Source organism: Thalassobacter sp., from assembly GCF_982993085.1.
Genome location: NZ_CEZFMW010000049.1, coordinates 1 through 25,114, shown reverse-complemented (window position 1 = coordinate 25,114; position 25,114 = coordinate 1). Strand labels below are relative to the sequence as shown.

At 56.5% G+C, this 25,114-nt stretch carries 26 protein-coding genes; 10 read left to right on the top strand and 16 right to left on the bottom strand.

Features of this window, described 5'->3' with window-relative positions:
* Window positions 1-10 precede the first annotated feature (10 nt).
* The 11 genes from uvrC to AC4GMC_RS09445 form a co-directional block, all read right to left on the bottom strand.
* Entirely contained in the window at window positions 11-1,816 is a 1,806-nt protein-coding gene (gene uvrC, locus AC4GMC_RS09495; protein ID WP_487877615.1) for an excinuclease ABC subunit UvrC, read from the bottom strand.
* 388 nt (window positions 1,817-2,204) lie between these two features.
* On the bottom strand, window positions 2,205-2,933 hold the full coding sequence (locus AC4GMC_RS09490; RefSeq protein WP_487877609.1) for an SDR family NAD(P)-dependent oxidoreductase: 729 nt from the start codon (window positions 2,931-2,933) through the stop codon (window positions 2,205-2,207).
* A gap of 10 nt (window positions 2,934-2,943) precedes the next feature.
* Window positions 2,944-3,894 carry a calcium/sodium antiporter gene (locus tag AC4GMC_RS09485; RefSeq protein WP_487877610.1) on the bottom strand — a complete coding sequence of 317 codons (951 nt, stop codon included), beginning with the start codon at window positions 3,892-3,894 and terminating at the stop codon, window positions 2,944-2,946.
* A 196-nt stretch (window positions 3,895-4,090) separates the two neighbouring features.
* Window positions 4,091-4,888, bottom strand: a complete 798-nt coding sequence (locus AC4GMC_RS09480) for a S49 family peptidase (protein ID WP_487877611.1) — start codon at window positions 4,886-4,888, stop codon at window positions 4,091-4,093.
* 111 nt (window positions 4,889-4,999) lie between these two features.
* Window positions 5,000-6,103, bottom strand: a complete 1,104-nt coding sequence (locus tag AC4GMC_RS09475; RefSeq protein WP_487877612.1) for a flagellar basal body P-ring protein FlgI — start codon at window positions 6,101-6,103, stop codon at window positions 5,000-5,002.
* A complete protein-coding gene (locus AC4GMC_RS09470) occupies window positions 6,100-7,107 on the bottom strand; it encodes a flagellin (RefSeq protein WP_487877613.1) in 1,008 nt (335 codons plus the stop codon). The genes AC4GMC_RS09475 and AC4GMC_RS09470 overlap by 4 nt, the downstream gene beginning before the upstream one ends.
* Before the next feature lie 2 nt (window positions 7,108-7,109).
* Window positions 7,110-8,561, bottom strand: coding sequence for a flagellar hook-associated protein FlgK (gene flgK, locus AC4GMC_RS09465; protein ID WP_487879145.1), 1,452 nt, complete (start codon window positions 8,559-8,561; stop codon window positions 7,110-7,112).
* A gap of 30 nt (window positions 8,562-8,591) precedes the next feature.
* Window positions 8,592-9,923 carry a flagellar hook protein FlgE gene (locus AC4GMC_RS09460; protein WP_487879146.1) on the bottom strand — a complete coding sequence of 444 codons (1,332 nt, stop codon included), beginning with the start codon at window positions 9,921-9,923 and terminating at the stop codon, window positions 8,592-8,594.
* A 110-nt stretch (window positions 9,924-10,033) separates the two neighbouring features.
* The gene (mepA, locus tag AC4GMC_RS09455) at window positions 10,034-10,903 is read right to left on the bottom strand and encodes a penicillin-insensitive murein endopeptidase (protein WP_487878669.1); all 870 of its coding nucleotides are present in this window, start codon (window positions 10,901-10,903) and stop codon (window positions 10,034-10,036) included.
* Entirely contained in the window at window positions 10,900-12,237 is a 1,338-nt protein-coding gene (locus AC4GMC_RS09450) for an MFS transporter (protein ID WP_487878670.1), read from the bottom strand. Before AC4GMC_RS09450 ends, mepA begins: the two co-directional genes overlap by 4 nt.
* Before the next feature lie 70 nt (window positions 12,238-12,307).
* Complete coding sequence (locus tag AC4GMC_RS09445; RefSeq protein ID WP_487878671.1) at window positions 12,308-12,838, bottom strand: acyl-CoA thioesterase; 531 nt, start codon at window positions 12,836-12,838, stop codon at window positions 12,308-12,310.
* Between the two features lie 128 nt (window positions 12,839-12,966).
* Between AC4GMC_RS09445 and AC4GMC_RS09440 the strand changes: the two genes are divergently transcribed.
* The 4 genes from AC4GMC_RS09440 to AC4GMC_RS09425 all read left to right on the top strand — a co-directional run bounded on the left by AC4GMC_RS09440 (window position 12,967) and on the right by AC4GMC_RS09425 (window position 15,812).
* Window positions 12,967-13,254, top strand: a complete 288-nt coding sequence (locus AC4GMC_RS09440) for a YggT family protein (RefSeq protein ID WP_487878402.1) — start codon at window positions 12,967-12,969, stop codon at window positions 13,252-13,254.
* A 271-nt stretch (window positions 13,255-13,525) separates the two neighbouring features.
* A complete protein-coding gene (locus AC4GMC_RS09435) occupies window positions 13,526-14,425 on the top strand; it encodes a D-amino acid aminotransferase (protein WP_487878403.1) in 900 nt (299 codons plus the stop codon).
* Window positions 14,422-15,102, top strand: a complete 681-nt coding sequence (locus AC4GMC_RS09430) for an SGNH/GDSL hydrolase family protein (RefSeq protein WP_487878404.1) — start codon at window positions 14,422-14,424, stop codon at window positions 15,100-15,102. Before AC4GMC_RS09435 ends, AC4GMC_RS09430 begins: the two co-directional genes overlap by 4 nt.
* A complete protein-coding gene (locus AC4GMC_RS09425; protein ID WP_487878405.1) occupies window positions 15,099-15,812 on the top strand; it encodes a sulfotransferase-like domain-containing protein in 714 nt (237 codons plus the stop codon). Before AC4GMC_RS09430 ends, AC4GMC_RS09425 begins: the two co-directional genes overlap by 4 nt.
* A gap of 4 nt (window positions 15,813-15,816) precedes the next feature.
* On the opposite strand, the gene AC4GMC_RS09420 is transcribed toward AC4GMC_RS09425, so the two are convergent.
* Window positions 15,817-17,037 carry an argininosuccinate synthase gene (locus AC4GMC_RS09420; RefSeq protein WP_487878406.1) on the bottom strand — a complete coding sequence of 407 codons (1,221 nt, stop codon included), beginning with the start codon at window positions 17,035-17,037 and terminating at the stop codon, window positions 15,817-15,819.
* A 137-nt stretch (window positions 17,038-17,174) separates the two neighbouring features.
* On the opposite strand from AC4GMC_RS09420, the gene ilvA reads away from it, so the two are divergent.
* A complete protein-coding gene (gene ilvA, locus AC4GMC_RS09415; protein WP_487877001.1) occupies window positions 17,175-18,410 on the top strand; it encodes a threonine ammonia-lyase IlvA in 1,236 nt (411 codons plus the stop codon).
* A 2-nt stretch (window positions 18,411-18,412) separates the two neighbouring features.
* Here ilvA and AC4GMC_RS09410 read toward each other — a convergent pair whose 3' ends face one another.
* Window positions 18,413-18,739, bottom strand: a complete 327-nt coding sequence (locus tag AC4GMC_RS09410; RefSeq protein WP_487877000.1) for an Hpt domain-containing protein — start codon at window positions 18,737-18,739, stop codon at window positions 18,413-18,415.
* A gap of 160 nt (window positions 18,740-18,899) precedes the next feature.
* On the opposite strand from AC4GMC_RS09410, the gene AC4GMC_RS09405 reads away from it, so the two are divergent.
* Window positions 18,900-20,198, top strand: coding sequence for a PP2C family protein-serine/threonine phosphatase (locus AC4GMC_RS09405; RefSeq protein ID WP_487876999.1), 1,299 nt, complete (start codon window positions 18,900-18,902; stop codon window positions 20,196-20,198).
* Here AC4GMC_RS09405 and AC4GMC_RS09400 read toward each other — a convergent pair.
* On the bottom strand, window positions 20,170-20,781 hold the full coding sequence (locus tag AC4GMC_RS09400) for an MlaC/ttg2D family ABC transporter substrate-binding protein (RefSeq protein WP_487876998.1): 612 nt from the start codon (window positions 20,779-20,781) through the stop codon (window positions 20,170-20,172). The genes AC4GMC_RS09405 and AC4GMC_RS09400 overlap by 29 nt on opposite strands.
* Window positions 20,765-21,523: an MlaA family lipoprotein gene (locus tag AC4GMC_RS09395; protein ID WP_487876997.1), complete on the bottom strand. Its 759-nt coding sequence runs from the start codon at window positions 21,521-21,523 to the stop codon at window positions 20,765-20,767. Before AC4GMC_RS09395 ends, AC4GMC_RS09400 begins: the two co-directional genes overlap by 17 nt.
* 309 nt (window positions 21,524-21,832) lie before the next feature.
* Between AC4GMC_RS09395 and AC4GMC_RS09390 the strand changes: the two genes are divergently transcribed.
* Genes AC4GMC_RS09390 through AC4GMC_RS09375 form a run of 4 tightly spaced genes read left to right on the top strand, consistent with a single transcriptional unit; the run spans window position 21,833 to window position 24,543 of the window.
* Complete coding sequence (locus AC4GMC_RS09390) at window positions 21,833-22,291, top strand: RidA family protein (protein ID WP_487876996.1); 459 nt, start codon at window positions 21,833-21,835, stop codon at window positions 22,289-22,291.
* Entirely contained in the window at window positions 22,288-23,040 is a 753-nt protein-coding gene (locus tag AC4GMC_RS09385; RefSeq protein ID WP_487876995.1) for a glycerophosphodiester phosphodiesterase family protein, read from the top strand. The genes AC4GMC_RS09390 and AC4GMC_RS09385 overlap by 4 nt, the downstream gene beginning before the upstream one ends.
* A gap of 49 nt (window positions 23,041-23,089) precedes the next feature.
* Entirely contained in the window at window positions 23,090-24,277 is a 1,188-nt protein-coding gene (locus AC4GMC_RS09380; protein ID WP_487876994.1) for a GNAT family N-acetyltransferase, read from the top strand.
* Complete coding sequence (locus AC4GMC_RS09375) at window positions 24,274-24,543, top strand: 4a-hydroxytetrahydrobiopterin dehydratase (protein WP_487876993.1); 270 nt, start codon at window positions 24,274-24,276, stop codon at window positions 24,541-24,543. The genes AC4GMC_RS09380 and AC4GMC_RS09375 overlap by 4 nt, the downstream gene beginning before the upstream one ends.
* Before the next feature lie 48 nt (window positions 24,544-24,591).
* On the opposite strand, the gene AC4GMC_RS09370 is transcribed toward AC4GMC_RS09375, so the two are convergent.
* Window positions 24,592-25,080, bottom strand: a complete 489-nt coding sequence (locus AC4GMC_RS09370) for a redoxin family protein (protein ID WP_487876992.1) — start codon at window positions 25,078-25,080, stop codon at window positions 24,592-24,594.
* Between the last annotated feature and the right edge of the window lie 34 nt (window positions 25,081-25,114).

Sequence of the window (25,114 nt, the reverse complement as noted above, 5' to 3'; positions counted from 1 at the left end):
CTTTAGCGTGTCAGCCACGATCATGGAAGAAGTCATGGATGGTTTCTGCCAAGGCGCCCGAAATCCCATCAACCGCCTTCAAGTCGGCAAGGCCTGCGCGCGCCACGGCCTTCGCGCTGCCAAAGTGGGCAAGTAGTGCCTTTTTGCGTCCCGGCCCTACGCCGGGCACCTCATCCAAGGGGTTGGCCATGACCGATTTGGCGCGTTTGGCCCGGTGCGTTCCGATGGCAAAACGGTGGGCTTCGTCACGCAGGCGCTGCACGAAATACAAGACAGGATCATTGTGCCGCAACGCAAAGGCCGACGCACCGGGGCGGTAGAATTCTTCTTTGCCGGCATCCCGATCGACACCTTTGGCGACCCCAATAAAGGGTACATCCGAGATGCCCAATTCGCCCATAATCTCAGCCACGGCACTGATCTGCCCCGCGCCACCATCGATCAACAAAAGGTCCGGCCATGCGTCGCTTTGACGGTCAGGATCTTCCTTAAGCAGGCGTTTAAACCGACGCGTTAGCACTTCTTTCATCATGCCAAAGTCATCACCCGGGGTCAGGTCATCCCCCTTGATGTTAAACTTGCGGTACTGAGATTTAATAAAACCTTCCGTACCGCTAACAATCATCCCGCCCACGGCATTCGTTCCCTGAATGTGAGAGTTATCATACACTTCGATCCGCTGCGGAGGGGCCTTGAGCCCGAACGCCTCAGCCAAACCTTTTAGCAGCTTATCCTGCGTCGCGGCCTCACTCATCTTGCGCACAAGGCTTTCGCGCGCGTTGCGCGTGGCCCCCGAAACAAGTTCCAGCTTTTCCCCGCGTTGCGGCACAAGGATCTCAACCTTGCGGCCCAGTTTTTCTGCAAGCGCCTCAGTCATTAGGTCTTCGTCTTCAATTCCGTGCGACAGGATCAACTGCCGCGCAGGGTCTTTGGTGGAGTAGAATTGCCCCAAGAACGCCTGCATAACCTCAGCTGGGGATACATCCGCGCCAACCCGAGGGTAAAAATCCTGGTTGCCCCAGTTTTGATTGGCCCGAATGAAGAACACCTGAACACAGGCCTGCCCCCCTTCCATGTGCAGACCAATAATATCGGCTTCCGAAACGCCACGCGGGTTGATGCCCTGCACGGATTGCACGTTGGTGAGCGCTTTGATCCGGTCACGCAAAGCCGCGGCGCGCTCAAACTCCATATCATCGCTGGCAGCTTGCATTTGTGTCGCGAGCGTTTCCTGGATTTCGGTTGAGTGACCTGACAAAAACCGCGTCGCGTCCTCTACCGATTGGGCATATTCCGCCTTGGAAATCAGCCCCACACAAGGGCCAGAACACCGCTTGATTTGGTACAAAAGGCACGGACGAGATCGTCCCTCAAACTGCGCATTGGTACAGTTGCGCAGCAAGAACACCTTTTGCAGCTGATTGAGCGTACGGTTTACCGCGCCCGCGCTGGCGAAGGGACCGAAATAAGCCCCTTTTTCGGTCTTTTTACCTCTGTGCTTTTTGATCTGCGCAAAGTCATGAGACTGGCTGACCAGAATATTCGGAAAGCTTTTGTCGTCACGCAGAAGAACATTGTAACGCGGCTTGAGTTGCTTGATCAGGTTTTGCTCAAGCAACAGCGCCTCAGTTTCGGTCCGCGTCGTCAAAAACATCATGGACGTGGTTTCGCGGATCATCCGCGCAATTCGTGGTGAGTGGCCCGATGGCTTTGCGTAATTGGCTACGCGACGCTTTAGATTGCGCGCCTTACCAACGTACAGCACTCGAGATTCAGCATCCAACATCCGGTATACGCCAGGACTGCCGTCCAGCATTTTGACCTGCTCGGCGATGTAGCTATGCCCTGTGATTGCCTCGACTTCACTCACCACGCGATTCCCTTTTGGCTGCAATGTTGCTGCACCACCTGCAAGTCATAACCTATCCACTGAAATTGTGGAAAACCTTGGGGGCAAAAAAAACATGGGTCTGAAAACATGCAGGTTTTTCACTGTTCCGTTACATTGCTTAAAAATTAGGCGGCCCCATAAGATACTGATATAAATCATTATTATCTTATGAATTTAACCATCTCCAAAGGCAGTTCACACTTCCTTCACATTTCTTACCCAATCATCAGGCCGGTGGACAAGACTGCGGCCTCGGCTCAATTTTTAGCAAATATTGAGTATTTAGGCTGCGTTGCGAGCTATTTTTAAGGCTTTACTCAACATGGACCGACATCAGCTGACCAGTTACAGCAGGCGCCTGTGAAAAATAGCGCACAGCCGCCGTGACTTGGTTAAAATCCACAAATTCTGCGTGGGAAAACCGCCGATCTGAAGAATGAGCTGCGAACTGATACTGCTCTGGCCGTTGGGGCCCCAGTCCGATCGCATTCACACGGATATCAGGTGCCAAATCTAAAGCTGCAGTTTTGGTAAATGCTTTTAGCCCAGCCGCGGCAATCGAGTGGGTCATGAAGTCTGGTGCACAATCACTAACCCTTTGGTCGATGATATTCAGGATGAGGCTCTGCGCAAACGGCTCGCCATTTGGCGCACGCACGCCTTTGCGCGCTTGTTGGGCAAAACGCTGCGCGAGCCGCAAAGGTGCCCAAAGAGCTAGATCAATGCCGTGGTCCCACTGGGCACGCGATAGGGTCGAAAGTGCATCGGGCGACAAAAGCGCAGTATTATTGATGAGGCAGGTCAGAGGGCTGCCCAGTTCCTCAGCCGCGGTGGATACGAGCGCGTCAAGCTGCCGGGCATCCTGCGTGTCGGCACCCAACACGACGGCCTTCAGGCCTTTTGCGCGTATCTGCTCCGCCAGATCCCCTGTTGGCGCGGCATCCTGTAGCGCGAGATCAAAACCAAGATCCGCGAGAGCCAAGGCCATTGCCGCACCTATGGGCGACGCCGCGCCTGTCACAAGGGCTGCATTACCGATCATAGCGGGTCTCCTAGATCAGAATGAAAACGAGATATGCGCCATAGATCGCGGTCAGGCCAATGCCCCAAATCCGCGTAATATCCTGTCGCATGAAAACGAACGGGATCATGATTAACGACGCAGCTAACATGACCCATAGGTCGAACCGCAAGAATTCGGGCGGGACAGGGATTGGCCCGACAAGCGTTGCGATGCCGGTGATCGCGAGCAGGTTGAACATGTTGGACCCAATCACATTCCCAAGTGCGACGTCCGCGTGACGCCGCAGTGCCGCCATAACGGTTGTAGCAAGCTCTGGCAAAGAGGTGCCGATAGCCACCAGCGTTAAGCCAATGACAGTATCGCTAACGTTGTACGCTTCTGCGATTGTGACCGAGCTTTTAACCAAAAGGTCGGCGCCAACGGGCAAGCCGATGAGCCCAAGCACCAAATAAAGAGCGATGCGCCAGCCCGGCAGATTGGCATCTGCCCCTTCCACTTCCTCTTCGGCTTCTTTGCCGGCAGCGCGATGGGCCATCGCCTCCCGAAAGGATCGGCCAAGGATGATGAACAGCGCCGCCAAGAGGACTAACCCATGCATCCACGTCAAGGTCCCTCCTGTGAAGCACAGGCCAATGAACAGCACGGTTGCGGCAATCATAATCAGGTAGTCACGTCGGGAGTTGCACATAGAGGTATGCATCGTTGCCAATATCGCTGGCACACCCAGCACCATCAAAACGTTGGCGGTGTTGGACCCCACGACGTTGCCCAGCGCGAGCCCCGGGACGTCATTCAGTACGGAGTCGATGGCAATCAGAAGTTCTGGTGCAGATGTCCCAAAGGCAACCACAGTCAGGCTGACGATCAGAGCGGGCAGGCCCAGCCGCAAGCTCAGGTTTACCGCACCTTTGACCAGCGTATCGCCCGCGATCAACAAAATCACGAGGCCAAGCCCCGCCGTCAAAAACTCGACCGTCACGCGTTCATCCCTTCTTACCCCGGGTCTCGCAGGGACAGGGTGTTTTGCCAACCAAAGGCGCACCGCAGGACTTGCAACGCCCACGTCCTAGAACCTTTGGAGAAATTTTACCGATACCGGGCACGCGCAAACGCCCGAACATGGCCAAGACGACCATGCCAACCAGAAAGAGAGTGACTATTTTTACAAGCACGCGTCAGAGCCCATACCGCGCCCAAAGCGCACGATCTTCAACAGCCCCAACAACGGCATCAACGCTCGCCAACCCAAGGCGCTGCGCAAGTGAGCGACGCTGCCCATAGTGCGCAAACTTCACCTTTTCACCGTAGATTGACTGCATCTTGTCCTCCAGATGTCCGATCCCATCGACCAATCCAACATCTATGGCTTTCTGACCAACCCAAATTTCGCCGGTAAAAAGATCTTTGTCCGAACTTAACTTGTCGCCGCGACGGGCTGTGACGTGGTCAATGAAATTTTGATGAATTTGCGACTGCAAGGATTTGAGGCGCTCAATATCTTCAGCACGTTCAGGGCGAAACGGGTCCAGCATGGATTTATCTTTGCCCGCGGTGTGAACCCGCCGTTCAATGCCTTGGCGGGTCATCAACTCGTGGAAACCAAAAGACGATGAGATCACTCCGATACTGCCCACGATTGAGCTATCATCAATTGTGATGTCGTCAGCCGCACATGCCAGCCAGTATCCACCAGAGGCCGCGACGTCCTCGACAAAGGCGTGAACCGGAAGTTTGTGTTTCGTCGCGAGCCGGCGAATATGCGCGCCTATCAGTGCGCTCTGCACAGGCGATCCGCCGGGAGAGTTGATAATCAAAGCAATGGCCTTGGGCTTGCCTTTGCGAAAAGCCCGATCAAGCATCGGCGCGAGCCCAACGTGGTTGAGCCCGCCACGCGCACCGGATGCGATAATCCCCTGAAGGCGGACTACGGCGACCACAGGATCGGATTTGAGGAAGGGAACCCATCTTTTCATAAAATTTCATGTAGAGTGCCGAAGTAGGGGCAACAAGGTGCAGTTGCCCCACATGGCCTGATTGTTGCCATGCCGGGACACTTTTCTGCCTTTGGCATCTAGAAAACAGCCCTATCGCACAATGAATTCAGCGTGCAGGGCACCGGCAGCCTTGATCGACTTGAGGATGTCGATCATGTCACGCGGAGACACCCCGAGAGCGTTTAAACCAGAGATAACCTCAGACAGGTTCACCCCCCCATCGACCAGCGCGAGACCTGGCCCTTCTTCCTCACCGATGGCGACTTGGGTCCGCGGCACGACCATTGTCTCCCCTTCAGAAAACGGGTTCGGTTGAACGACAGTGGGCGTCTCTTGAATTCTGAGCGTCAAATTGCCTTGGCTCACGGCGACTTGACTGATCCGAACATCGCGGCCCATCACGATTGTCCCGGAGGCCTGATCAACAATCACGCGCGCCCTTTGCTCTGGTGCGACGCGGACATTTTCAACGACACTGAGCGCGTGGGCCGGCGAGGCTAGCTGGGTGGCGTCAATATCCAATAGCACAGTCCCCGCATCCAGCATTTGCGCCACGGGTCGGTTGAATTCACCATTGATGGCCGCCTCAATGCGCGCCGCCGTCGTGAAATCCGGCGACCGTAGCGCAAGGCGCAACTGACTCATCTGACTGAAATCAAAATCAACTTCTCGCTCCACGCGAGCACCGGCAGGGATAACACCCGCAGTGGGCACGCCCTGCACAACGCTGCCCGCTTCGCCGGTGGCCGATACGCCACCTGCGATGATCGTACCTTGGGATACAGCATAGATCTCACCATCTGCCGCCGTTAACGGTGTCATGACAAGCGTTCCACCCAATAAGCTTTTTGCATCACCAATGGCAGAAACGGTCACATCCACACGCCCGCCAGATCGGGCAAAGGCAGGCAAGCTTGCGGTTACGATTACCGCCGCGACATTCTTGGGGCGAAACTGCTCTCCGGTGACATTGACCCCCAGCCGCTCAAGAATACCGGACATAATCTCTTCGGTGAATGGTGCGTTACGCAGCCCATCGCCAGTTCCGTTAAGGCCGACCACCAAGCCGTAACCAACCAAATCGTTCCCCCGAACGCCATCAAACTCAACCAAATCCTTGATCCTAATTGAGTTGGCCAGGGTGGATCCGGTAAAGCAAATCAACATCGTGAGGGCCAGAAAAATGCGTGTCATCTCAAGAAATCCGTCAAGCTAAGGCGCGAGAGACGCGCGGTGATCGTGTAAAGGCTTTCAAGGCGTGTTGTGGCGTCTTCGAGTGCTGTGGCCGTCTCAAACGGGTCAGCAGACAAAAGATCTGATCGGCTTAACCTCAGGGCTGACATCTGAGCGTTGGCCCGCGTCTCGGCAATCTCGATCGCTTCTTCGGTTTGACCAAGTTCGCCGCGTAAATACGTAATCTGCGTCGCCCCCTCCAACAGCTCATTGGTTGCGTTTTGCATCACCATTTCCGCATCTGCGGAACCGTTAGGCAGGCTTAGGTCGCTCAACAAGGCAACCTTAACCGCGGCTGCAAGCGCATCGCGAATTTCAGGCCGGTCTGCTGTGATGTTCAAAGTTAGTATGTCCCCGTCACCCACAAGAAACCCAGCAGATGGGGTGGCAGTTCCCTTGTAAGCCGTTGTGGAAAAATCGGCTCCATCCGCAAACCAAGCATCCACCACATTGACCACGTCTTGTGCGGTCGTCTGCGCCTGCGCCAGCGGACGGATCGCATTGAGCATCTGATCGGCATCTATCACGGGTGCGGTATCCGTAGCCTGCCCAGCGAAGAGGAAGCGACCAGCCACAGATGTGTTCAGGGCCGAAACCATCGCATTGAACGTGTTCCGCCCCGTTGTAGCCATCGCGCCCGCATTTGACAGAAGGCCCGAGGCCGAAACGGCCAGAAGGCTACTGGAAAGCCCCTCTACTTCTTGTTGGAATAGGCCGAGGCTGCCTTGCATCGTCTCGGTCGCAACTCGCGCTTCGTTCGCGGCGCGCACATAGGTTTGCGCAAGAGAGATCCCCCGCTCAAGCCCCGACAAAAGTGAAAAATCGTTGCCAACAGCCTTTGGCACATCCGCCTTCAATCCTGTCGATAATTCTGCTGAGAGCGTTGTGATTTGTTGTTTTGCCTCAACATTTTGACGCCTCAAAAAGAGCGTCTGCGACATATCCCCAATGGACGTAAGCGCCATGATTATAACCTCGTCAGTGTGTCGAGCATTTCACTAATAGTCTCGATGATCCGGGCGTTGGCGGCATAGGCCTGCTCAATAACCAGCAGTTGCCGCATTTCGGTGTCCGTATCGACACCATTCCTGAGTTCTTCGGTACGCAGGGTTTGGTTCAGGCTGGCGGCAAAGCTTTCGCGAGTTTCTTGATCTGCCAATTCGACACTTGCCATCGACAAGAGATCCGACGTCAGGATCGCCGCTGAGCGAGATGCGCCGGTGAATCCACCAGATACTGTGGCGCGCCCGTCAGCGAGGGCCTGTGCCAACCGTTGGAGTTGGGTCGCGTCGCCCACGGGCCCCTGAACGGCAGCCCCCAAACCGTCGCGCAAAAGAGAGATGTCGCCACCTTGGGCCGGATCCGCCAACGGGGTGAAGTTGATGCGGCCCGCTACCCCCAATTCAAGCAGTGGATCGAAGTTGCCACCACCATCTGTAAAAAGCCCGGCATCGCCAGTGGCCAATGTCGGGTCCGCTGATACAGACTGGAAACGATCAATGAAATCACGCGCCACGGCATCAATCTGCCCCTGAGCGGCAGGCGCGATTGCGTCGCGCACTTCAAACAGAGCCGCCAAGCGGCCGCCCCCGACAAAGCTGCGATCCGCCAACGCATCAACCTCACGGCCATTTACCGTGAGTTGTGAAAGTGTCCCGGCACCTACGCTGAGGTCTGGAGTAATCATCGCACGCGAAGAAAAACCAAACTCTGCCACGTTACTGCCATCCAACAGCGTGAGGCCCCCCGCTGTATATAGCGCGAGCTGACCCCGCCCACGGTCAACCTCCGTGAGCGGAATCTCTTGCGCGATTTGATCAATAACCTGCTGTCGTTGATCCTGAAGCGAGGCCGTTTCCCGACCTTGCCCCGTCATTTGAACGATCTCTTTATTAATATCGGCCACCTGCTCTAACGCGGCGTTCAACCGCGTGACTGTCAGGCCAATTTGAGTATCGGCGTTTTGCCGTGCTTCTCCTATCTGGGCGGAGATCAAGTTGATTTTTGTCGCCAGCCTTTGCCCCTCATTGACGATTTCTGTCAAAGCCGCCGGGCTTTCTGGACGTGATGCGGCATCTACGAGCGCAGTTTCTAACCGCACCACAGAAGCACCAAGACTGTTGGGGTCTTGGGGCTGACCAATCGCGCTTGCCAGCCCGCGATGGAAATCCGCCCGTGCAGACGCCGCCTGATATTCCGCATCAGACGACCTGCGCTGTGCGAGCAGGATAGGATCCGAGCTGCGCGTCACACTGACCGCGCGCACGCCCCCCCCGTTTTGCTGGCTTGTCACTTCAAGACTGCGCACAGCATAACCGGGGGTCGAGGCATTCGCGATATTCGAGGACACGATCTCGGCACGTCTGGCCGTCACATTCAGTCCTGAAATCGCTGTGGATAGAGAAGAGGAAAGGCTCATTCTGCGCCCCCCTATATGAGGTTCAGATTATTACCGTTTGATGTTGGTCGTTTCTTGCAACATCTCATCAACCGTTTGGATGACCTTCGCGTTCGACGAATATGCCCTTTGGGTCTGAATCAATTGGGTAAGTTCAGCTGCTACGTCAGTTGCACTTTCTTCGCGGGTAAAGCCGGCCATATCACCAGTTGGCCCCTCACCTGCGTCCCACAGGAACAACGACCCCGACTCGGGCGAGACTTCAAACGTCTGGTTATTCTGTGAAATCAGGCCATTCATGTTTGGCACATCGGCCACGGGGATTTGATAGATCGTCTTTGTGAAACCGATATCGTAGATCGCTTGCAGATAGCCGTTTGCGTCCACTTCAACGGAACTCAGGTTACCAACTGGGCTGCCGTTTTTATTAACGGAAACGGGCGCAAAGACATCAGACAACTGTGTCATGCCGCTTGTATCGTTATAACGGCCGATATCGAGCTGCATGGTGCCACCACCCGCGACACTTACTGCGATTTCACCAGTAGATGGATCATAATCGCCTGTGCCACCGGCCGCAGCGCCAGTCAGAGAGTTGTCGATCACACCAGAAATCGCACCACCACCTGACTGAGAACTATCAAATGTCACAGTAAAATCACCAACCGTGGCCGCGTTCTGCGCCTGATCCTTGATCACAATGCGCCATTCATTGGACGCCGCCCCACTGGCCGGAACTGTTGGCGTCATCTCAAGGCTGAGGTTCTGAGAGGTCCCGAGATTGTCGAAATACTCAACCGGGAAATCAAGTGTATCTCCGCTTTCACCCGCCTGCGTCGCCGTAGCGGGCAGGTTTAGGGCAAGGTTAACCTTGGTCGTTGGATCACCTGCAAACTGGTTAAGGTTCACGCGCACAGGTTCCAGCCCCTCGGCTGTGGTACGCGCAAAGTCTGGGATGGTTCCATCGGGTTGCGCGGGCCAACCCATCAGCACAAGGCCCGTATCCGTGCGGAGTATGCCCGAACTATCGGGTCGGAACGAACCAGTCGTCGTTAGGCGCAAAGGAAATGAGCCGCTATCACTGTCGACAGCCGTCAGTGTCGTCACTGGCAACATACCACGACCTGCAATCGCAAGGTCAGTCGGGTTGTCAGAGTTCACCAGCGTGCCCTGTTCATCCACCATTCTAAAGGTGGTCACACGCACACCACCGGCAGAATAACTGCCCCGGGTCTGGTCGATCACCATCGATGAAAAATCGGCCACGGCACGTTTGTAGCCGTACGTGCCAGAGTTCGCGATATTGTCGGAAATAGTTGCCAACCGGCTTGCGTTAACATTCAAGCCAGCAACACCTGCATTGAGCGAGGAAGAAATGGTCATGGCTGCGCCTTTCTGCTGCAGAATCTCTTTCGGTCTGCGGCAGGTATGCGTCACTGGTGCTTAAGGAGGCCCTAACAATTCAAATATGATCTAGTTTTGTTCTCCGCTCCTCAGCGACGGCTCGGGGCGGCCAATACTTGGGCACATTGAGTCGGCAGATCAGCCATCGCCAATTCTCGGCGGGGTGGCGCGGGCTTGGCGTTCGGATCAGGCGGCGGCGGGTTCACTATATCTTGAACCCACTTTTCCGCATCTGCGCAGCCGTTTCCCGGCGGGGGTGGTGCTTGATCAATGCAGGCCGTCGCTCCGCGCGGGCACTTCAACCGCACATGCATATGATAGTGATGCCCCCACCAAGGCCGCACCTTGCGCAACCATGCCTTACTGCCGGTCTCATCATTGCACATCTGCACTTTTGCACCGGGAAAGATAAATATCCGCGCCACGCGCCGGTCTTGGGCGGCGGCTTTTACCAATTCATGATGAGCCTTGGTCCAGCGGTCATTCACGTAGGCTCCGTTGGCCCGGCGCATGGAAATGGCACTGAGGTCCTCGCGGGCGCCGCGGCTCAGGTTCATCTTACTGGCTGGGTAAAGCCAAATATCAGCGTCAAGCCCAGTTTGATGACTGCGATGCCCCGTCAGCATCGGCCCCCCGCGCGGCTGGCTCAGATCACCGACATAGAGGCCCGCCCAGCCATTGCGCCGCGCCGCACGACTTAGGTCTTGGACGAAATCAACGGTACTAGGCGTGGCCCAATTACGGTTGCGGCTAAGGCGCATGGCCTGCCACGTCGGCCCCGTTTCAGGCAGTTGTACCAAGCCCGCCGCACAGCCTTTGGCGTAGCTGCCGATCGGGGATGCACGTTGATCAGAGCCTGCATCCATGGCGCCAAACTGCACTTTGGCCAGCGGCTCGGCCACGACAGGTGCAACCATCAAAGCACAGGCCATAATCGCGAAAACAAACGTGCTGATCATTCAACCTCTCCGTCCGGCTTCACCCACAACATCAACACCAATCCTAACACGAACAATCCTATCACAGGTGCCACGCCAATGCGCTGACTTTCGCTGAACAGTGTCACCACACCGATCAAGATGGGTGCTAAAAACGCCGTTGCTTTGCCCGCCAAAGCATAAAGACCAAAGGCTTCGGTCATGCGCTCTGGGTCGGCTTGGCAGACCAACATCGTCCGCGACGCGGCTTGCAAACAGCCCCCTGCCGCGCCGATAGTTGCCCCTAGCACATAAAAGAATTTGTCAGGCAATGTGCTGCCTTCGGCCAGCGAAATGCCAAAAATTGCCTCCCGCGAGGTGCCCACAATGCAAATCGATACGATCAGCAACGTGACGATACATACCAAGATCACCGGTTTTGGGCCAAATCGACTATCCGCACGCCCCCCGATCCACGCAAATATCGCGCCCGTAGTGGCCGCCAAAATCCCAAAAACACCGATGTCGATCACGGACCAGCCCAACACGCCCCCCGCGAATATCCCACCGAATGTATACATCCCCGCCAACGCATCCCGATAGAACATCGACGACAGCAAATAGCTGGCAAAACTGCGGCGAGCAGGCAGACCACGAAGGGTACCCCACAGCCCGCTTAGCGCGGCACTAACCGGGACAATAGCAGCGGCTGTCAACGGACGGACTTCTCGAACGAACACGAAAAACGGGATCATGAACACAACGTACCAAAGCGCGGTAAATGGGCCGACGAACCGCGTGCCTTCGCGGGTTGCGGCGTCGAGACCAAAGGCGGGCGCCGTGCCCAATAGCGTCACACCTGCCTCATTTTCAGCCAAGAACAGCAACATCAGGACAAGGGCGACAACCCCACCCGCATAACCCATCGCCCAGCCCGAGCCGGAGATTTTGCCAATCTCGGCCCTATCCCCGAGCGTCGGCAGCATTGCGTTGGTAAAGATCGTCGCGAACTCCATCCCGATCAGGCCGAGACAAAAGATCAGCAGGATAAACGTCACATCATCCATGCCCGGCACCGCCAGCCACAACGCCGCAGAACCCAGCACATACAGTCCCGAGAACAGCCATATCCACGGCATTTTGCGTCCCGATGTATCAGCAAACGCCCCCAAGATCGGCGCCAAAACCGCGATCACAAAGCCCGAGGCCCCTATCGCAAAACCCCACATGGATTGCGCCTGCACGGGATCATCCATCACCGCAGAGGCGAAATATGGCCCAAAGATAAAGGTCAGAAGCAGGGTGTTGTAGGGCTGGCTGGCCCAGTCAAACATCATCCATCCAAAGACGCGCTTTTTCAGTCCGCTATCACTCATGCTGCCCCACCTATTTTCCAGCACGAAACAGCCGAGGCCACATAAAGGCAAGCAAAAGCGCGTGTGGGATCTACATTTCCGGCGGCCAGGGACGCGAATCTTCGGCCGCAATCCAAGTCTGAACCCAATCGGGCAAAGGCGGATTGGAGATGTCACCCCCCAGAGCATCTGCAACGCGCGCAGGCGCAACGATGCCAGCCGCATCCGTTACAGCCATGCGCAACACAATGTGAGAACAGCACATGTCACCCCGCCACATGCTTTGCTCAACATATGTAAACCGATGATCAAACCCCAAAGCACGGGATCGCATCTCAACTCGATCAAACATCCGCACCCTTTTGCGATAGCGCACGACCGCCCCCGCAACCGAAATGCCCCAGCCGTTTTCCTTGGATACCGCAAGCAGACCAATGCGACGCGCCATCACAAGCCGCCCCAGATCATACAGCGTCAATGTCCGGCCATTGTTCAGCTCAATCCACAGGTCAATATCCCACGGCCAGCAGACGTGGTGCGAAACATGGGTCCCAAAAGTCGGCAGCGCAGGCGCATTGCGGTGGACCCAGAATTCTTTGATCATACGGACGACAGGATACATGCGCACAAAACGCAGCACAGACGCGCAAACGTCAACACTGCCCAAACGTCACGCCTATCGGCCGGCAACTGCTTGCGCCGCCGATGCCTGCGCCTTACCTACGAGGTACGTGAAAAAAGGAACCGCCCATGCAATCGCTGTTTGAGATTTTGTTGATGCTGATCGGTGTGGCCAAGATGATCATTATCATCCACATCATCATGTCGTGGCTCATCACATTTCAGGTTCTGAACCTGCGCCAACCTCTTGTTGGGTCAATTTGGGATGGCCTCAACCGCCTACTAGAGCCGGTTTATGGCCGCATCCGCAGCTTTTTGCCGCAAATGAACGGGCTGGACCTTGCGCCGCTGGTTGCGATCCTAGGCATCTTTGCCCTGGAAACGATCCTTCGCAATAATGCTGGGGTCTTCATGTAGCGCGGGAACAATCGTCTCGGGGGTGCAATCTGCACAGGCGTGATGCGCCCCATCACGATCCAGCTTCGCCCCCAACAAAAGGGCCGCCACAAGCAGCGCGATCTTGGCATTTTGCCATCGGGTCTGTGTCATTTGACATGCCTCCTAAATCAGAGCGCTACTTTGCCAAACAGACCGCCGCGCAGGCAACTCACGGCTGTGTGAAGTCACATGCCCGTGAAGTCTTGGCGGCGCGTATTTGCCTGATAAGGTGCCGTTCGGAGGGCCGAAAATGATAGACAATGTATCGACACACGAAGCCGAGGAAGATCGGCGCAACGCAGATATCCAAATCTGGGTGAACGGCGCCCTTACCCACCGCGCCGAGGCCACCGTTTCGGTCTACGATTCGGGCTTTATGCTGGGCGATGGTGTTTGGGAGGGGCTGCGGCTTTATAATGGACGCTGGACCTTTCTTGAGGAACATATCGACCGCTTGTTTGAGGCCGCCAAGGCCATCGACCTCGATATCGGTATGACACCTGCGCAGGTCATCGCCGCCCTTGAGGACACGCGCGCCGCAAACGACATGCACACCGATGCCCATGCCCGGCTGATGGTTACACGCGGGGTCAAACGCCTTCCGTTTCAACATCCGCGCCTGTCGACCCAAGGTCCGACGATGGTCATCATCATGGAGCATTCAAAGCCCAAGCTGCCCCGGCCCATCCGGCTTGCGACCGTCCCCCATCTGCGTGGGTTGCCCATGACGCAGGACCCTAAACTGAACTCTCATTCCAAGCTGAACTGTATTCTTGCCTGCATTGCTGCGGAAAAAGCAGGCGCGGATGAAGCTTTGATGTTGGACGTGCATGGGTTTGTGAACACCACCAACGCTTGCAACTTTTTCATAGTCCGCAAAGGCGCAGTTTGGACCTCAACCGGGGATTACTGCATGAACGGGATCACCCGCCAAAAGGTGATCGACCTGTGCCATGCCAACGATATTCCCTGCTTTGAGCGGAACTTTTCGTTGGTCGACACATACGGCGCAGATGAGGCATTCCTAACCGGTACGTTTGGCGCACAGACCCCAGTAAGCGAGATCGACGGCCGCACCATCGGCAGCGGCGAGATGGGCCCCGTTACCAAGCGCCTACGGGGGCTTTACAAAGATCTCGTCGGCGCATGAAATCCGCCTTTGCCCTCCTGCAAGGCGCGTGGCTCTACGCGACGCGCCCACGCCTACAGGAACCTGTTGGCCCGCGCGAAGGCACTGTGGGTCAAGGCCCGGGCCTGCGCCTGTTGATCCTTGGTGATAGTGCCGCGGCGGGCGTGGGCGTCGCGACCCAAGACGACGCCTTGGCCGGCCACCTGCCCCGCGCCTTGGCGCAGGATCGTACCGTACATTGGCGGCTCGCGGCGCGGTGTGGGGCGACGACCGCATCAACGCTGACGCGATTGATGGCGCTGGATGCGGAGCCATTCGATGTTGTCCTAATCGCGGTCGGCATCAATGATGCAAAAAACGGCGTGGCCAAGACCACCTATCGCAACAACTATCGCACTATCATCAATACTCTCCGCACACGTCACGCCGCGGACATGATCCTCTGCACCGCGATGCCACCTGTTCTTCGGTTCCCGACCTTGCCCGAGCCGCTCCGTTCAGTCATGGGCACGCGCGCGGCTGAGTTTGACATGACATTGCAGGACCTTTGCACCGAAATGGGCACTGATTATCTGGCCCATACCGCCCCGTCTGACGCAAGCATGCTGGCCACGGACGGTCTGCATCCCGGCGCACCCTACTACAAACTTTGGGCAGACGCCGCTGCCACACAGATCAAAAAGGCTATACATCTATGAAAATCGCTGCGTGGTCCGGCCCCCGGAACCTGTCTACCGCTATGCTGTATGCCTTTGGCAGTCGCTCTGATTGTGCCGCGTGGGATGAGCCGTTTTATGCGCCTTATCTTGCGCACACAGGCGCAGATCACCCCATGGCAGCGGACATCCAGCACAGCCACGAGACAGATCCAAACGCCGTCGCACAGGCCTGCGCAGGTGTGGTGCCAGAGGCCCGTACGCATTGGTATATGAAACACATGCCTCACCATATGTTGCCGGGATTTGATATGAGTTGGGCGGAGCAGGCCGTTAATATTCACCTAATCCGCCATCCCGCCCGCGTTATCGCCAGCTATTCCGCCAAGCGCGACAGCCTAACGCTAGAAGATATCGGTTTTGCCCAGCAAGCCACGATCTTCGACCGGTTAGAGGGACCTGTGATCGACAGTGAAACGATACGAGCCAACCCTCGCGCCGCGCTACAGGCGCTCTGCGCCGAAATCGATCTGCCTTGGGATGATGCAATGTTGCACTGGCCCGCCGGGCCCAAGCCATTTGATGGTATTTGGGCCGCGCATTGGTACGGCGCGGTCCACCAATCAACTGGATTTGCCGAGGCCGAGGGCCCATTGCCCAACGTTGCGGCGGAGCACCGCGCCATCCTAGACGCGGCGTTGCCATTTTATGAGGCAATGAAGGCGCGATCGATCACCGTCGCCGCGCCTTAAACCACTAACCCTTAACGCGTTTGTTCCGGTTCGCGACCAGCTTCAGACGCAGCGCATTGAGGTGGATAAATCCTGCCGCATCCGCCTGATCATAGGCGCCTGCATCTTCTTCAAAGGTCACGTGCGCCTCAGAATACAACGAATGGTGTGACCAACGCGCCACGGTCATCGCGCTACCCTTATAGAGCTTCAACCGAACAGTGCCGGTCACATGCTCTTGGGACTTATCAATCAATGCCTGCAACATCTCGCGCTCTGGCGAGTACCAGAAACCGTTGTAGATCAGCTCCGCATAGCGGGGCATGATGCTGTCCTTCAGATGGCCTGCGCCGCTATCGAGCGTGATCTGCTCAATACCGCGGTGAGCTTCCAGCAGGATGGTGCCGCCGGGTGTTTCGTAGATGCCGCGCGACTTCATACCGACAAAGCGGTTCTCAACCAGATCAAGGCGACCGATCCCATGCTTGCCACCCAACTCATTCAGTTTGGTCAAAACGGTCGCAGGCGACATTGCAGTGCCATTTATTGCCACTGCGTCGCCAGCCTCAAAGGTAATCTCAACGAATTCTGGCGTATCAGGCGCCTGCTCCGGCGAAACGGTACGTTGATACACATACTCTGGCGCTTCGCCCGCAGGGTCTTCCAGCACCTTGCCCTCGGATGAGGTGTGCAACAAGTTCGCATCAACCGAGAACGGGGCTTCGCCGCGCTTATCCTTGGCGATCGGAATTTGATTTTTCTCTGCGAAATCAATTAGCTTGGTGCGCGAGGACAAGTCCCACTCACGCCACGGAGCGATCACTTTGATATCGGGGTTCAACGCATAGGCCGCCAGTTCAAACCGAACTTGGTCGTTTCCCTTGCCCGTCGCGCCATGGGACACTGCATCGGCACCCTCAGCCGCTGCAATCTCAACCAACCGCTTGGAAATCAAGGGCCGCGCAATGGATGTGCCCAGCAGATACAAGCCTTCGTACAAAGCGTTGGCCCGGAACATCGGGAACACAAAGTCGCGAACGAATTCTTCTCGCAGGTCTTCGATGTAGATCGAGCTTGCGCCCATCAACTCGGCCTTAGCGCGCGCAGGCTCCAGCTCTTCGCCTTGGCCCAGATCCGCGGTGAAGGTCACCACTTCGCAGCCGTACTCCGTCTGCAACCACTTGAGAATAATCGACGTATCCAGACCGCCAGAATAGGCAAGGACGACTTTCTTCGGCGCGGACATGGCGCTCTCCTCATGTGGTTTTGTTCCAGCGCGGGGCCTATCGCGATTCCGGGACAGGGGCAAGGCGACGTTGACGCACGCCCGAGTCGCCCCTAGCACTATGGATGACGCACCACCGATGCAATCCCGAGGGCCTTTTGACCGATTTTTCATCCAAAGCTGAGGCCACAACCCGCGCCCTGCGCAGTGTTTTTGACCCAACACCCCTTCAACGGAACGCCTACCTGTCGGACAAATACGACGCGGATATCTGGTTAAAGCGCGAAGACCTCAGCCCGGTGCGCAGCTACAAAATTCGCGGTGCATTCAATGCAATGCGCAAGCAGACAGGGCAGTCTCACTTTGCCTGCGCCTCAGCGGGAAACCATGCGCAAGGCGTGGCCTACATGTGCCGCGAAATGGGTGTTGAAGGCACGATCTTTATGCCCGTTACCACACCGGGGCAAAAGATCGACAAAACCCGTGCCTTTGGCGGCAAACACGTCACCATTCGCCTTGTCGGTGACTTTTTTGACGACACGCTGGCCGCGGCCCAGGCCTATTGTGTGGAAACCGGGGCGCATTTCTTATCGCCTTTCGACGACGCTGATGTGATTGAAGGGCAGGCCTCTGTCGCAGTTGAGATTTTGGCCGACCTCGGCGCGGCCCCAGACATGGTGATCTTGCCTGTTGGGGGCGGTGGCCTGTCGGCCGGTGTCACGGCCTATATGGCAGAACAAGCACCGCAAACTAAACTGATCTATGTAGAACCCGAGGGTGGGGCAAGTTTGACCGCCGCGTTACAGGCCGGCCACCCAGTCGCATTGCCGCGCGTTGACACATTTGTGGACGGCGCAGCCGTGGCACAGATCGGCGCGCGAACGTTCGATGTGTTGCGCGATGTACCTTCTGACCGCGTTCTACGCGCGCCCGAAAACCGGATCTGTGTAACCATCGGAGAAATGCTGAACGTCGAGGGCATGGTGCTAGAACCAGCAGGCGCCCTGTCGCTTGATGTTTTGGACGAACTGGCCCCCAAGATCGCGGGCAAGACGATTGTCTGCGTCACATCCGGCGGAAACTTTGATTTTGAACGTCTGCCCGAGGTCAAAGAACGCGCCATGCGTCACGAGGGTCGCAAAAAGTACTTTGTTCTTCGGATGCCGCAACGCCCCGGCGCCCTAAAGGATTTTCTCGGGATTTTGGGGCCCAGCGATGACATTTCGCGGTTTGAATACCTCAAGAAATCCGCAAGAAACTTTGGGTCCGTCTTGATTGGTATCGAAGCCGCAGCGCCCGAAGATTTTGCGCGTCTGTCACAACGCATGGATTCCCTAGGGTTTGAGCATCGCGACATCACCAACGACACAGTGCTGTCCGAGTTCTTAATCTAAACTCACGTGGCCCTGATACCTTCATGTTCACGCAACTCCTTGGCGGAGGCATCGTAACACGCCGATATCGCAGTAATATCCGCATTCAAATGCCCGGTATCCGCCTTATCCTCTACGGTTGCGCACATTTTAGCCAGCTCAACAAAGCCGATGTTTAACGCCGAGCTGCGAAGAAAATGCATATCCTCGCTTAAGGAAGCCTTAGACGATCCGCCTACGACCTCTTGCAGCTTTTCAGCCACCTCCTCGAGAAACATCTCAATAACCGTGGCCAGATCTTCGGCCCCGATCTCATCTCGTAATTCTGCCACCCGATCCCAATCGATCATAGGAAATCCAATCTTTTGGTTCGCCGCGCTAGATATAAATAGCATCTCTCAATGAGAAATTCTCTAATGGACCCCAACAATATGCATCGCATTTTAGTCTTTACGGGTCGTTAGCTTTCTCAGTCTACGAAAGGAGCCAAATCACGTCACTGGACACTTCATGGCCTCTTTGACCCCAATGCTGCTGGCGGAAATCCACAAAGGCGCCAAGGTCCTCGTGGTGGATGATAGCCGGGCCCAAAGGCACCTGATGTCCGCAACCCTCAGACGCGCAGGGTATCGGGTAATCGGTGCTGGAACGGCCGAGGAGGCGCTTGACCATTTGATTGACCCCGATATCCGGCTGATTGTCAGCGACTGGGGTATGCCGGGGATGGATGGTCCTGAATTCTGTGCGGCTTTGCGCGCCATGGAGCGGCCATATAGTTACTTCATTCTGATCACCTCTAAATCCGACCGTACCGAAAAAGCGCGCGGATTGGATGCGGGAGCAGATGACTTTGTAACGCGGCCCATCAATTGGCATGAATTGCGATCTCGTATCCGCGCGGGGGAGCGTTTGCTCGGCATGCAGGAGGAGCTTCGCGAAAAAACCCGCGTCGTTGAGGCGACACTGGCAGAATTACGCACAATCCATTGCGCGATGGAGCAAGACCTGGTCGAGGCTCGAAAACTTCAGATGTCGCTCATGCCGCCAGAGTACCGCGATCTAGGCGCGGTTGGGATCGCATCAAAGCTTTTGACATGCGGGCATGTTGGAGGCGATCTAGTCGGCTCATTTCCCATATCGCGCACAAAACTGGGGATTTATTCGATCGATGTTTCGGGGCACGGGATCGCATCGGCACTCATGACAGGTCGATTATCGGCGCTGTTTTCGGCGACTGAGCCCCATCGCAATATAGCATTCTCTCGGCAAATGGACGGCAGCATGGCGGTCGATGCCCCCGAAGAGGTTGTGGCGCGGCTGAACAACCTGATGCTCGATGATTTAGACACAGATATCTATTTCACCTGCATTCTCGCCTATTTGGACCTCAGAACAGGCGCGTTGGACTTGTGCCAAGCGGGTCATCCCCACCCCCTCGTGTTAACGCAGGATGGGCAGATCACAACCATCGGCGACGGTGGGCCACCTGTCGGTTTGATCCGCGGCCTGAGCTTTGAGAGATCAGCAGCACGGCTTAACCTTGGTGATCGGCTCGTGCTCTTTTCGGATGGTTGCACCGAATGTACGGACGCCAACGGTGATATGTTAGGCGAGGATGGGCTTGCCTCGTTGCTTCAGGCGAACACCCTGACCCCGATCCAAAATCTATTGCCCAAACTGGAACAAGGCCTGCGGCACTTCACTCAAAACCGCGATTTCGAGGATGACGTTTCAATGATTATTCTGGACTATCAGGGCTATTCCTACCCCCAACAAGCGTCTAGCCCAGTTGATCAAGCGCTTGCGTAAGGCGAGCAACACTGCCTCCGTTCCGGTCCAACAGTGCATTGATCTCGGTGTTCTCAGTGGTGCGAAGGTTGATCCCCTCAATGATCATATTGAAGAAGAGATCACGACCCGAGCCATTGGATACAAGGAAAACCACTTCGAAAGGGGCTTCCCCAGGAAGTTGCGCCATCGAACGCACCTCAAAAAAACTTCGCACTGGCCGCGCGCTCAGGACCTCAATCTCACCCCCTGAAAAACGGCGAAACTGCTTGCCATATTTGCGGGCCAAATATCCCTGCAGCGCGCGCGTGAAATCCCGACGCTCTGCCGCACTGGCCCCACGCCAAGGAACGCCCAGAACAGACCGGGCAATGATGGGCATATCGGCGTAGCGGTTCAGCACGCCGTCAAAATCGCGGATCATCGCCGCTTCAGATTTGTTTGAAGCGATGATGCCGTTGATCTCCCCGACCAAACGCCCCACCAGCGATTTCGCCTCAGACGTCGTAAGCGCGAATGCCGGCCCCGTCGCTGCGATAACTGCTGCCCCTGACAGCGCAAGAAGGGATCGGCGGGTCAGAAAGGTGTCAGTTGAAGTCTGCATAAGGATCCTCGTAGGGGTCAAAATAATCAGCATCCACCTCACTGCCACGCAATTGGAAGCGGCGGTTTTGCAAATAAAGAAGCCGCGCCTGGGCGTAACTGTCGGCACTGTCGTACAAGACGGAGTCAATCAACTCAGCGTTGCGATACCGTGTGCCAAAGGCATCCGCGACACCGAACGCCGTGCCAACAGTGCTTTCGGGCGCTGGCACCGCGCTTCGGATGGGATTAAGCGCCAAATCAATCAAACGTCCGGCAGCATGGCGCGACGTTGACGGGCCCACTACGGGCAACACAGCATAGCTGCCCTCTGGCACGCGCCAATAATAAAGCGTCTCACCAAAATCTGTCGGCGCGGCAGGTATTCCAATGGCACTGGCCACGTCAAACAGGCCAAACACGCCAACCGTCGAATTCACCAAAAACCTAGACGTGTTCTGCGCCGCCTGACCAAGACGCACTTGCAGCAGGTTATTCAACACATCGCTCGGGGTGCTTAGATTGCTGGCAACGTTGGCAATGCCCTTTTGCATTGGTCCCGGCACCGATGTCCCGTAGGCGTTCGAAATGGGCCGAACAAGCTGCTGATCCAGCAACAGATTTTCGGCATGTACCGCGCGGTTCGTGACCTCATAGGGATCATCTATCTGTGAGCCAACATCAGGCGTCGCACAGCCCCCCAAGAGGGACACGCCAACAAGCGCACAAAGCAGTCGAACCTTTGGGGCGAAAACACGTGTCATTGAAAAAATATTTCCTCGCGAAATTTAAGCTACGCACAGCGCTAATATAGGGGACACGTGGTTAAGACCACTCCCCCCGCAAAAACTAACAGGAAACACACTAGGTTGTGACATGACTGCACTGCCTTTCGGCAACTTGCCATGAGCAACAGCGTCTATGCAGCGTCTACGTCGAAAAAGCGCTCCAACGAGTTTGGCCGGATACCGAGATCACACTCTGGTCCTTTACCCCGCCCGTCATTTCCTAGAAAGTTTTCTCAAAACCAATCGCGATAGCCGCGCCGCCAAAAAACAGTGAGAGAGAACCCCATGTCCTACACCGCCAAACTTGCCGAAATGGGCGTCACACTGCCTGATGCCCCCGCACCTGCCGCCAATTATGTACCCTACGTGGTGCACGGAGACATGGTGTACGTGTCCGGTCAATTGCCTATGGGTCCCGACGGTCTCGTGTGCGGCAAGTTAGGCGCGGATATGAGCATCGAAGAGGGCGAGAAAGCCGCGCGTCTGTGTGCGATCAACCTATTGGCGCAAGTCAAAGCCGCATGTGACGGTGACCTAGAACGCCTTGTTCGCGTTGTGAAAATCGGTGGATTTGTGAATTCGACCGATGATTTTGGCGACCAGCCCAAGGTTATCAACGGGGCCTCCAACTTCTTTGCAGAAGCGCTTGGTGATGCGGGCAAACACGCGCGTGCAGCCGTGTCGTCACCTGCATTGCCATTTGGTGTCGCGGTTGAGATCGAAGGCATTTTCGTCATCAAATGACACCGCTTCCTAACAGCTTTTTGCGCCGGCCGATTGCACACCGCGCGCTTCATGGCACGGCCGGAGCCGAGAACTCAATTGGTGCGATCCAAGCTGCAATCGCAGCCGGATGGGGGATTGAGATCGATATCCAGCCTAGCGCGGATGGCACCGCAATGGTGTTTCACGACTACGATCTCGCGCGCCTTACTGACCACACCGGCCCCATTGCCGCGCGCAGCACCACTGACCTGGGTGCCGTCCCCCTAAGCGGGGGGGGCGGCACGATCCCGACGCTGCGGCAGGTTCTGGACCTTGTCGCCGGCAAAGTTCCGCTGCTGATTGAGATTAAAGATCAGGACGGCATGATGGGCCCCGACGTCGGCCCCTTGGAACAAGCCGTGGCCGCATGTCTGTCGGACTACAATGGCGATGTAGCGGTCATGTCCTTCAATCCCCACTCGGTGCAAGCCTTTGGCGTAGCCGCACCAAACGTTCCGCGGGGCCTTGTGACATCAGCCTATCGCACAAAAGATTGGCCGGAACTCACCCCAGATGTCTGTCACAGGCTGGCCGATATCCCCGATTTCGACCCGATCGGCGCTAGCTTTGTGAGCCATGAGGTTGAAGCACTGGACATGCCGCCCATCCATGCGCTGAAATCTCGGGGCGTGCCTATCCTGTGCTGGACCGTTCGCAGCGCCTCCCAAGAGGCCGAGGCGCGAAAAATCGCCGACCAAATCACCTTTGAGGGCTATACACCCGCTTGAAACCCACGTCCGTTGCCCCACCTCACGTGGGGTAGCGCGGAAAGGTGATATGTCTGAGACCTCTATAGAAATCAGTATTTTGACTTCTCTGCACGAGATTGACGCCGACGAATGGGATGCCTGCGCCGCCCCTGAAACGTCTGACGGTGGACGCCCACATGATCCGTTCACAACGCACCGCTTTCTCACTGCCCTAGAAGACAGCCGTTCTGTCGGCACCGGAACCGGCTGGCAGCCGCAATACCTTGCGGCGCGCGCTGACGGCGAGCTGATTGCCACCGCCCCGCTGTACGCAAAAGGTCATAGCCAAGGCGAGTACATCTTTGATCACAACTGGGCCCAAGCCTATGAACGCGCAGGTGGCCGATACTACCCCAAGCTGCAGATGGCCGTGCCCTTTACCCCTGCCACTGGGCGCCGTTTTTTGGTGAAACCGGGATTTGAGGAGGCCGGCCTAGCCGCCCTCACACAAGGCGCCGTACAGATCGCGGATCAAAACAACCTCAGCAGTCTGCATATCACATTTTGCACCGAAGCGGAGCGTACTGCCGGCCAGACCATGGGCCTGCTGGAACGGACCTCACAGCAGTACCATTGGCTCAACCAAGGTTACGCCGATTTCGACGCTTTCCTCACTGCTTTGGCCGCACGCAAACGCAAGGCAATTCGCAAAGAACGCGCGCAGGCACAGGGCTTTGGCGGGCGGATCATCGCCCTCACCGGAGATCAAATCCAGCCAGAACATTGGGATGCCTTCTGGGTATTTTACCAAGACACAGGTGCCCGCAAATGGGGCACGCCCTATCTGACCCGCGCATTCTTTGACGCCGCCCAAGAAACCCTGCGTGACGACATTCTTTTGGTTCTCGCGGAGCGGGATGGGCACTACGTGGCAGGTGCGCTCAACATGATTGGTCGCGAAACGCTTTATGGCCGCTACTGGGGCTGCACCGAGCATCATGCCTGCCTCCACTTTGAGCTATGCTATTACCAAGCCATTGAATTCGCGATCAACAACAGCCTTCAACGGGTTGAGGCCGGCGCGCAGGGTGACCACAAACTTGCCCGTGGATACATGCCTGTGCCCACCCATTCCCTGCACTGGATTCGGGACCCCGGACTGCGCGATGCGATTGCAAACTATTTAGAGGCTGAGGCCGCAGCTGTCTCAGAGGATATCGAAATCCTAACCTCTTATGGGCCATTCAAGAAAACCATTATGGAAGAGCAACAATGAGAAAAATTCCCCTACAAGACGCCGTCACCCGTACCGGTTGGGCCGCCGTAGATGGCCGCAATGCCATCATGAAACAATTCGTTTTCAAAGATTTTGTTGAGGCATTCGGCTGGATGACGCGCGCCGCAATCATCGCGGAAGGCATGAACCATCACCCCGAGTGGTCCAACGTCTACAAAACCGTGCATGTGGTTTTGACGACCCATGATGTGGATGGCGTCTCCGAACTAGACGTCATCCTCGCGGCGAAACTCGACGCGCTCTAAGCGAATGGGGCAACGCACTTGCGCCGCCCCACCACAAATCCGTGCGCCTTAGATGGCGGCCAGCAGGCTTTCGCCAGCGGTGACTTCGCAAACACCGGGGCCTTCTTCGATGTGCAGAACGGTCACTTTGCCGTCGTCCACAACCATCGCATAGCGTCTGGAACGTCCATGCAGACCGGCGGGCGGCGCATCAAAGTTCAGGCCTAGGGCGGCCGTAAACGCACCATCAGCATCGCCCAGCATATGGATGCCAGCGGCGTTGGCGCCTGTCGCCTCGCCCCATGCCTTCATCACAAACGGGTCATTCACAGAGACGCACGCAATCGTGTCGATCCCTTTCTCGGCAAAACCCGCCTTGGTGCGGACAAAGCTGGGAACGTGCGCCGAAGAACAGGTTGGAGTGAACGCGCCCGGCACGGCAAAGATCACCGCACGCTTGCCTTTGGTCAGGTCTGCGACCGAAACGGCCTCAGGGCCGTTCTCGCCCAGTTTGATAAGGGTGCCGTCAGGCAATGTATCGCCGGTTGAAATGGTCATAAAAGAGATCCCCGTCCCTGATTGTGTTTCCAGT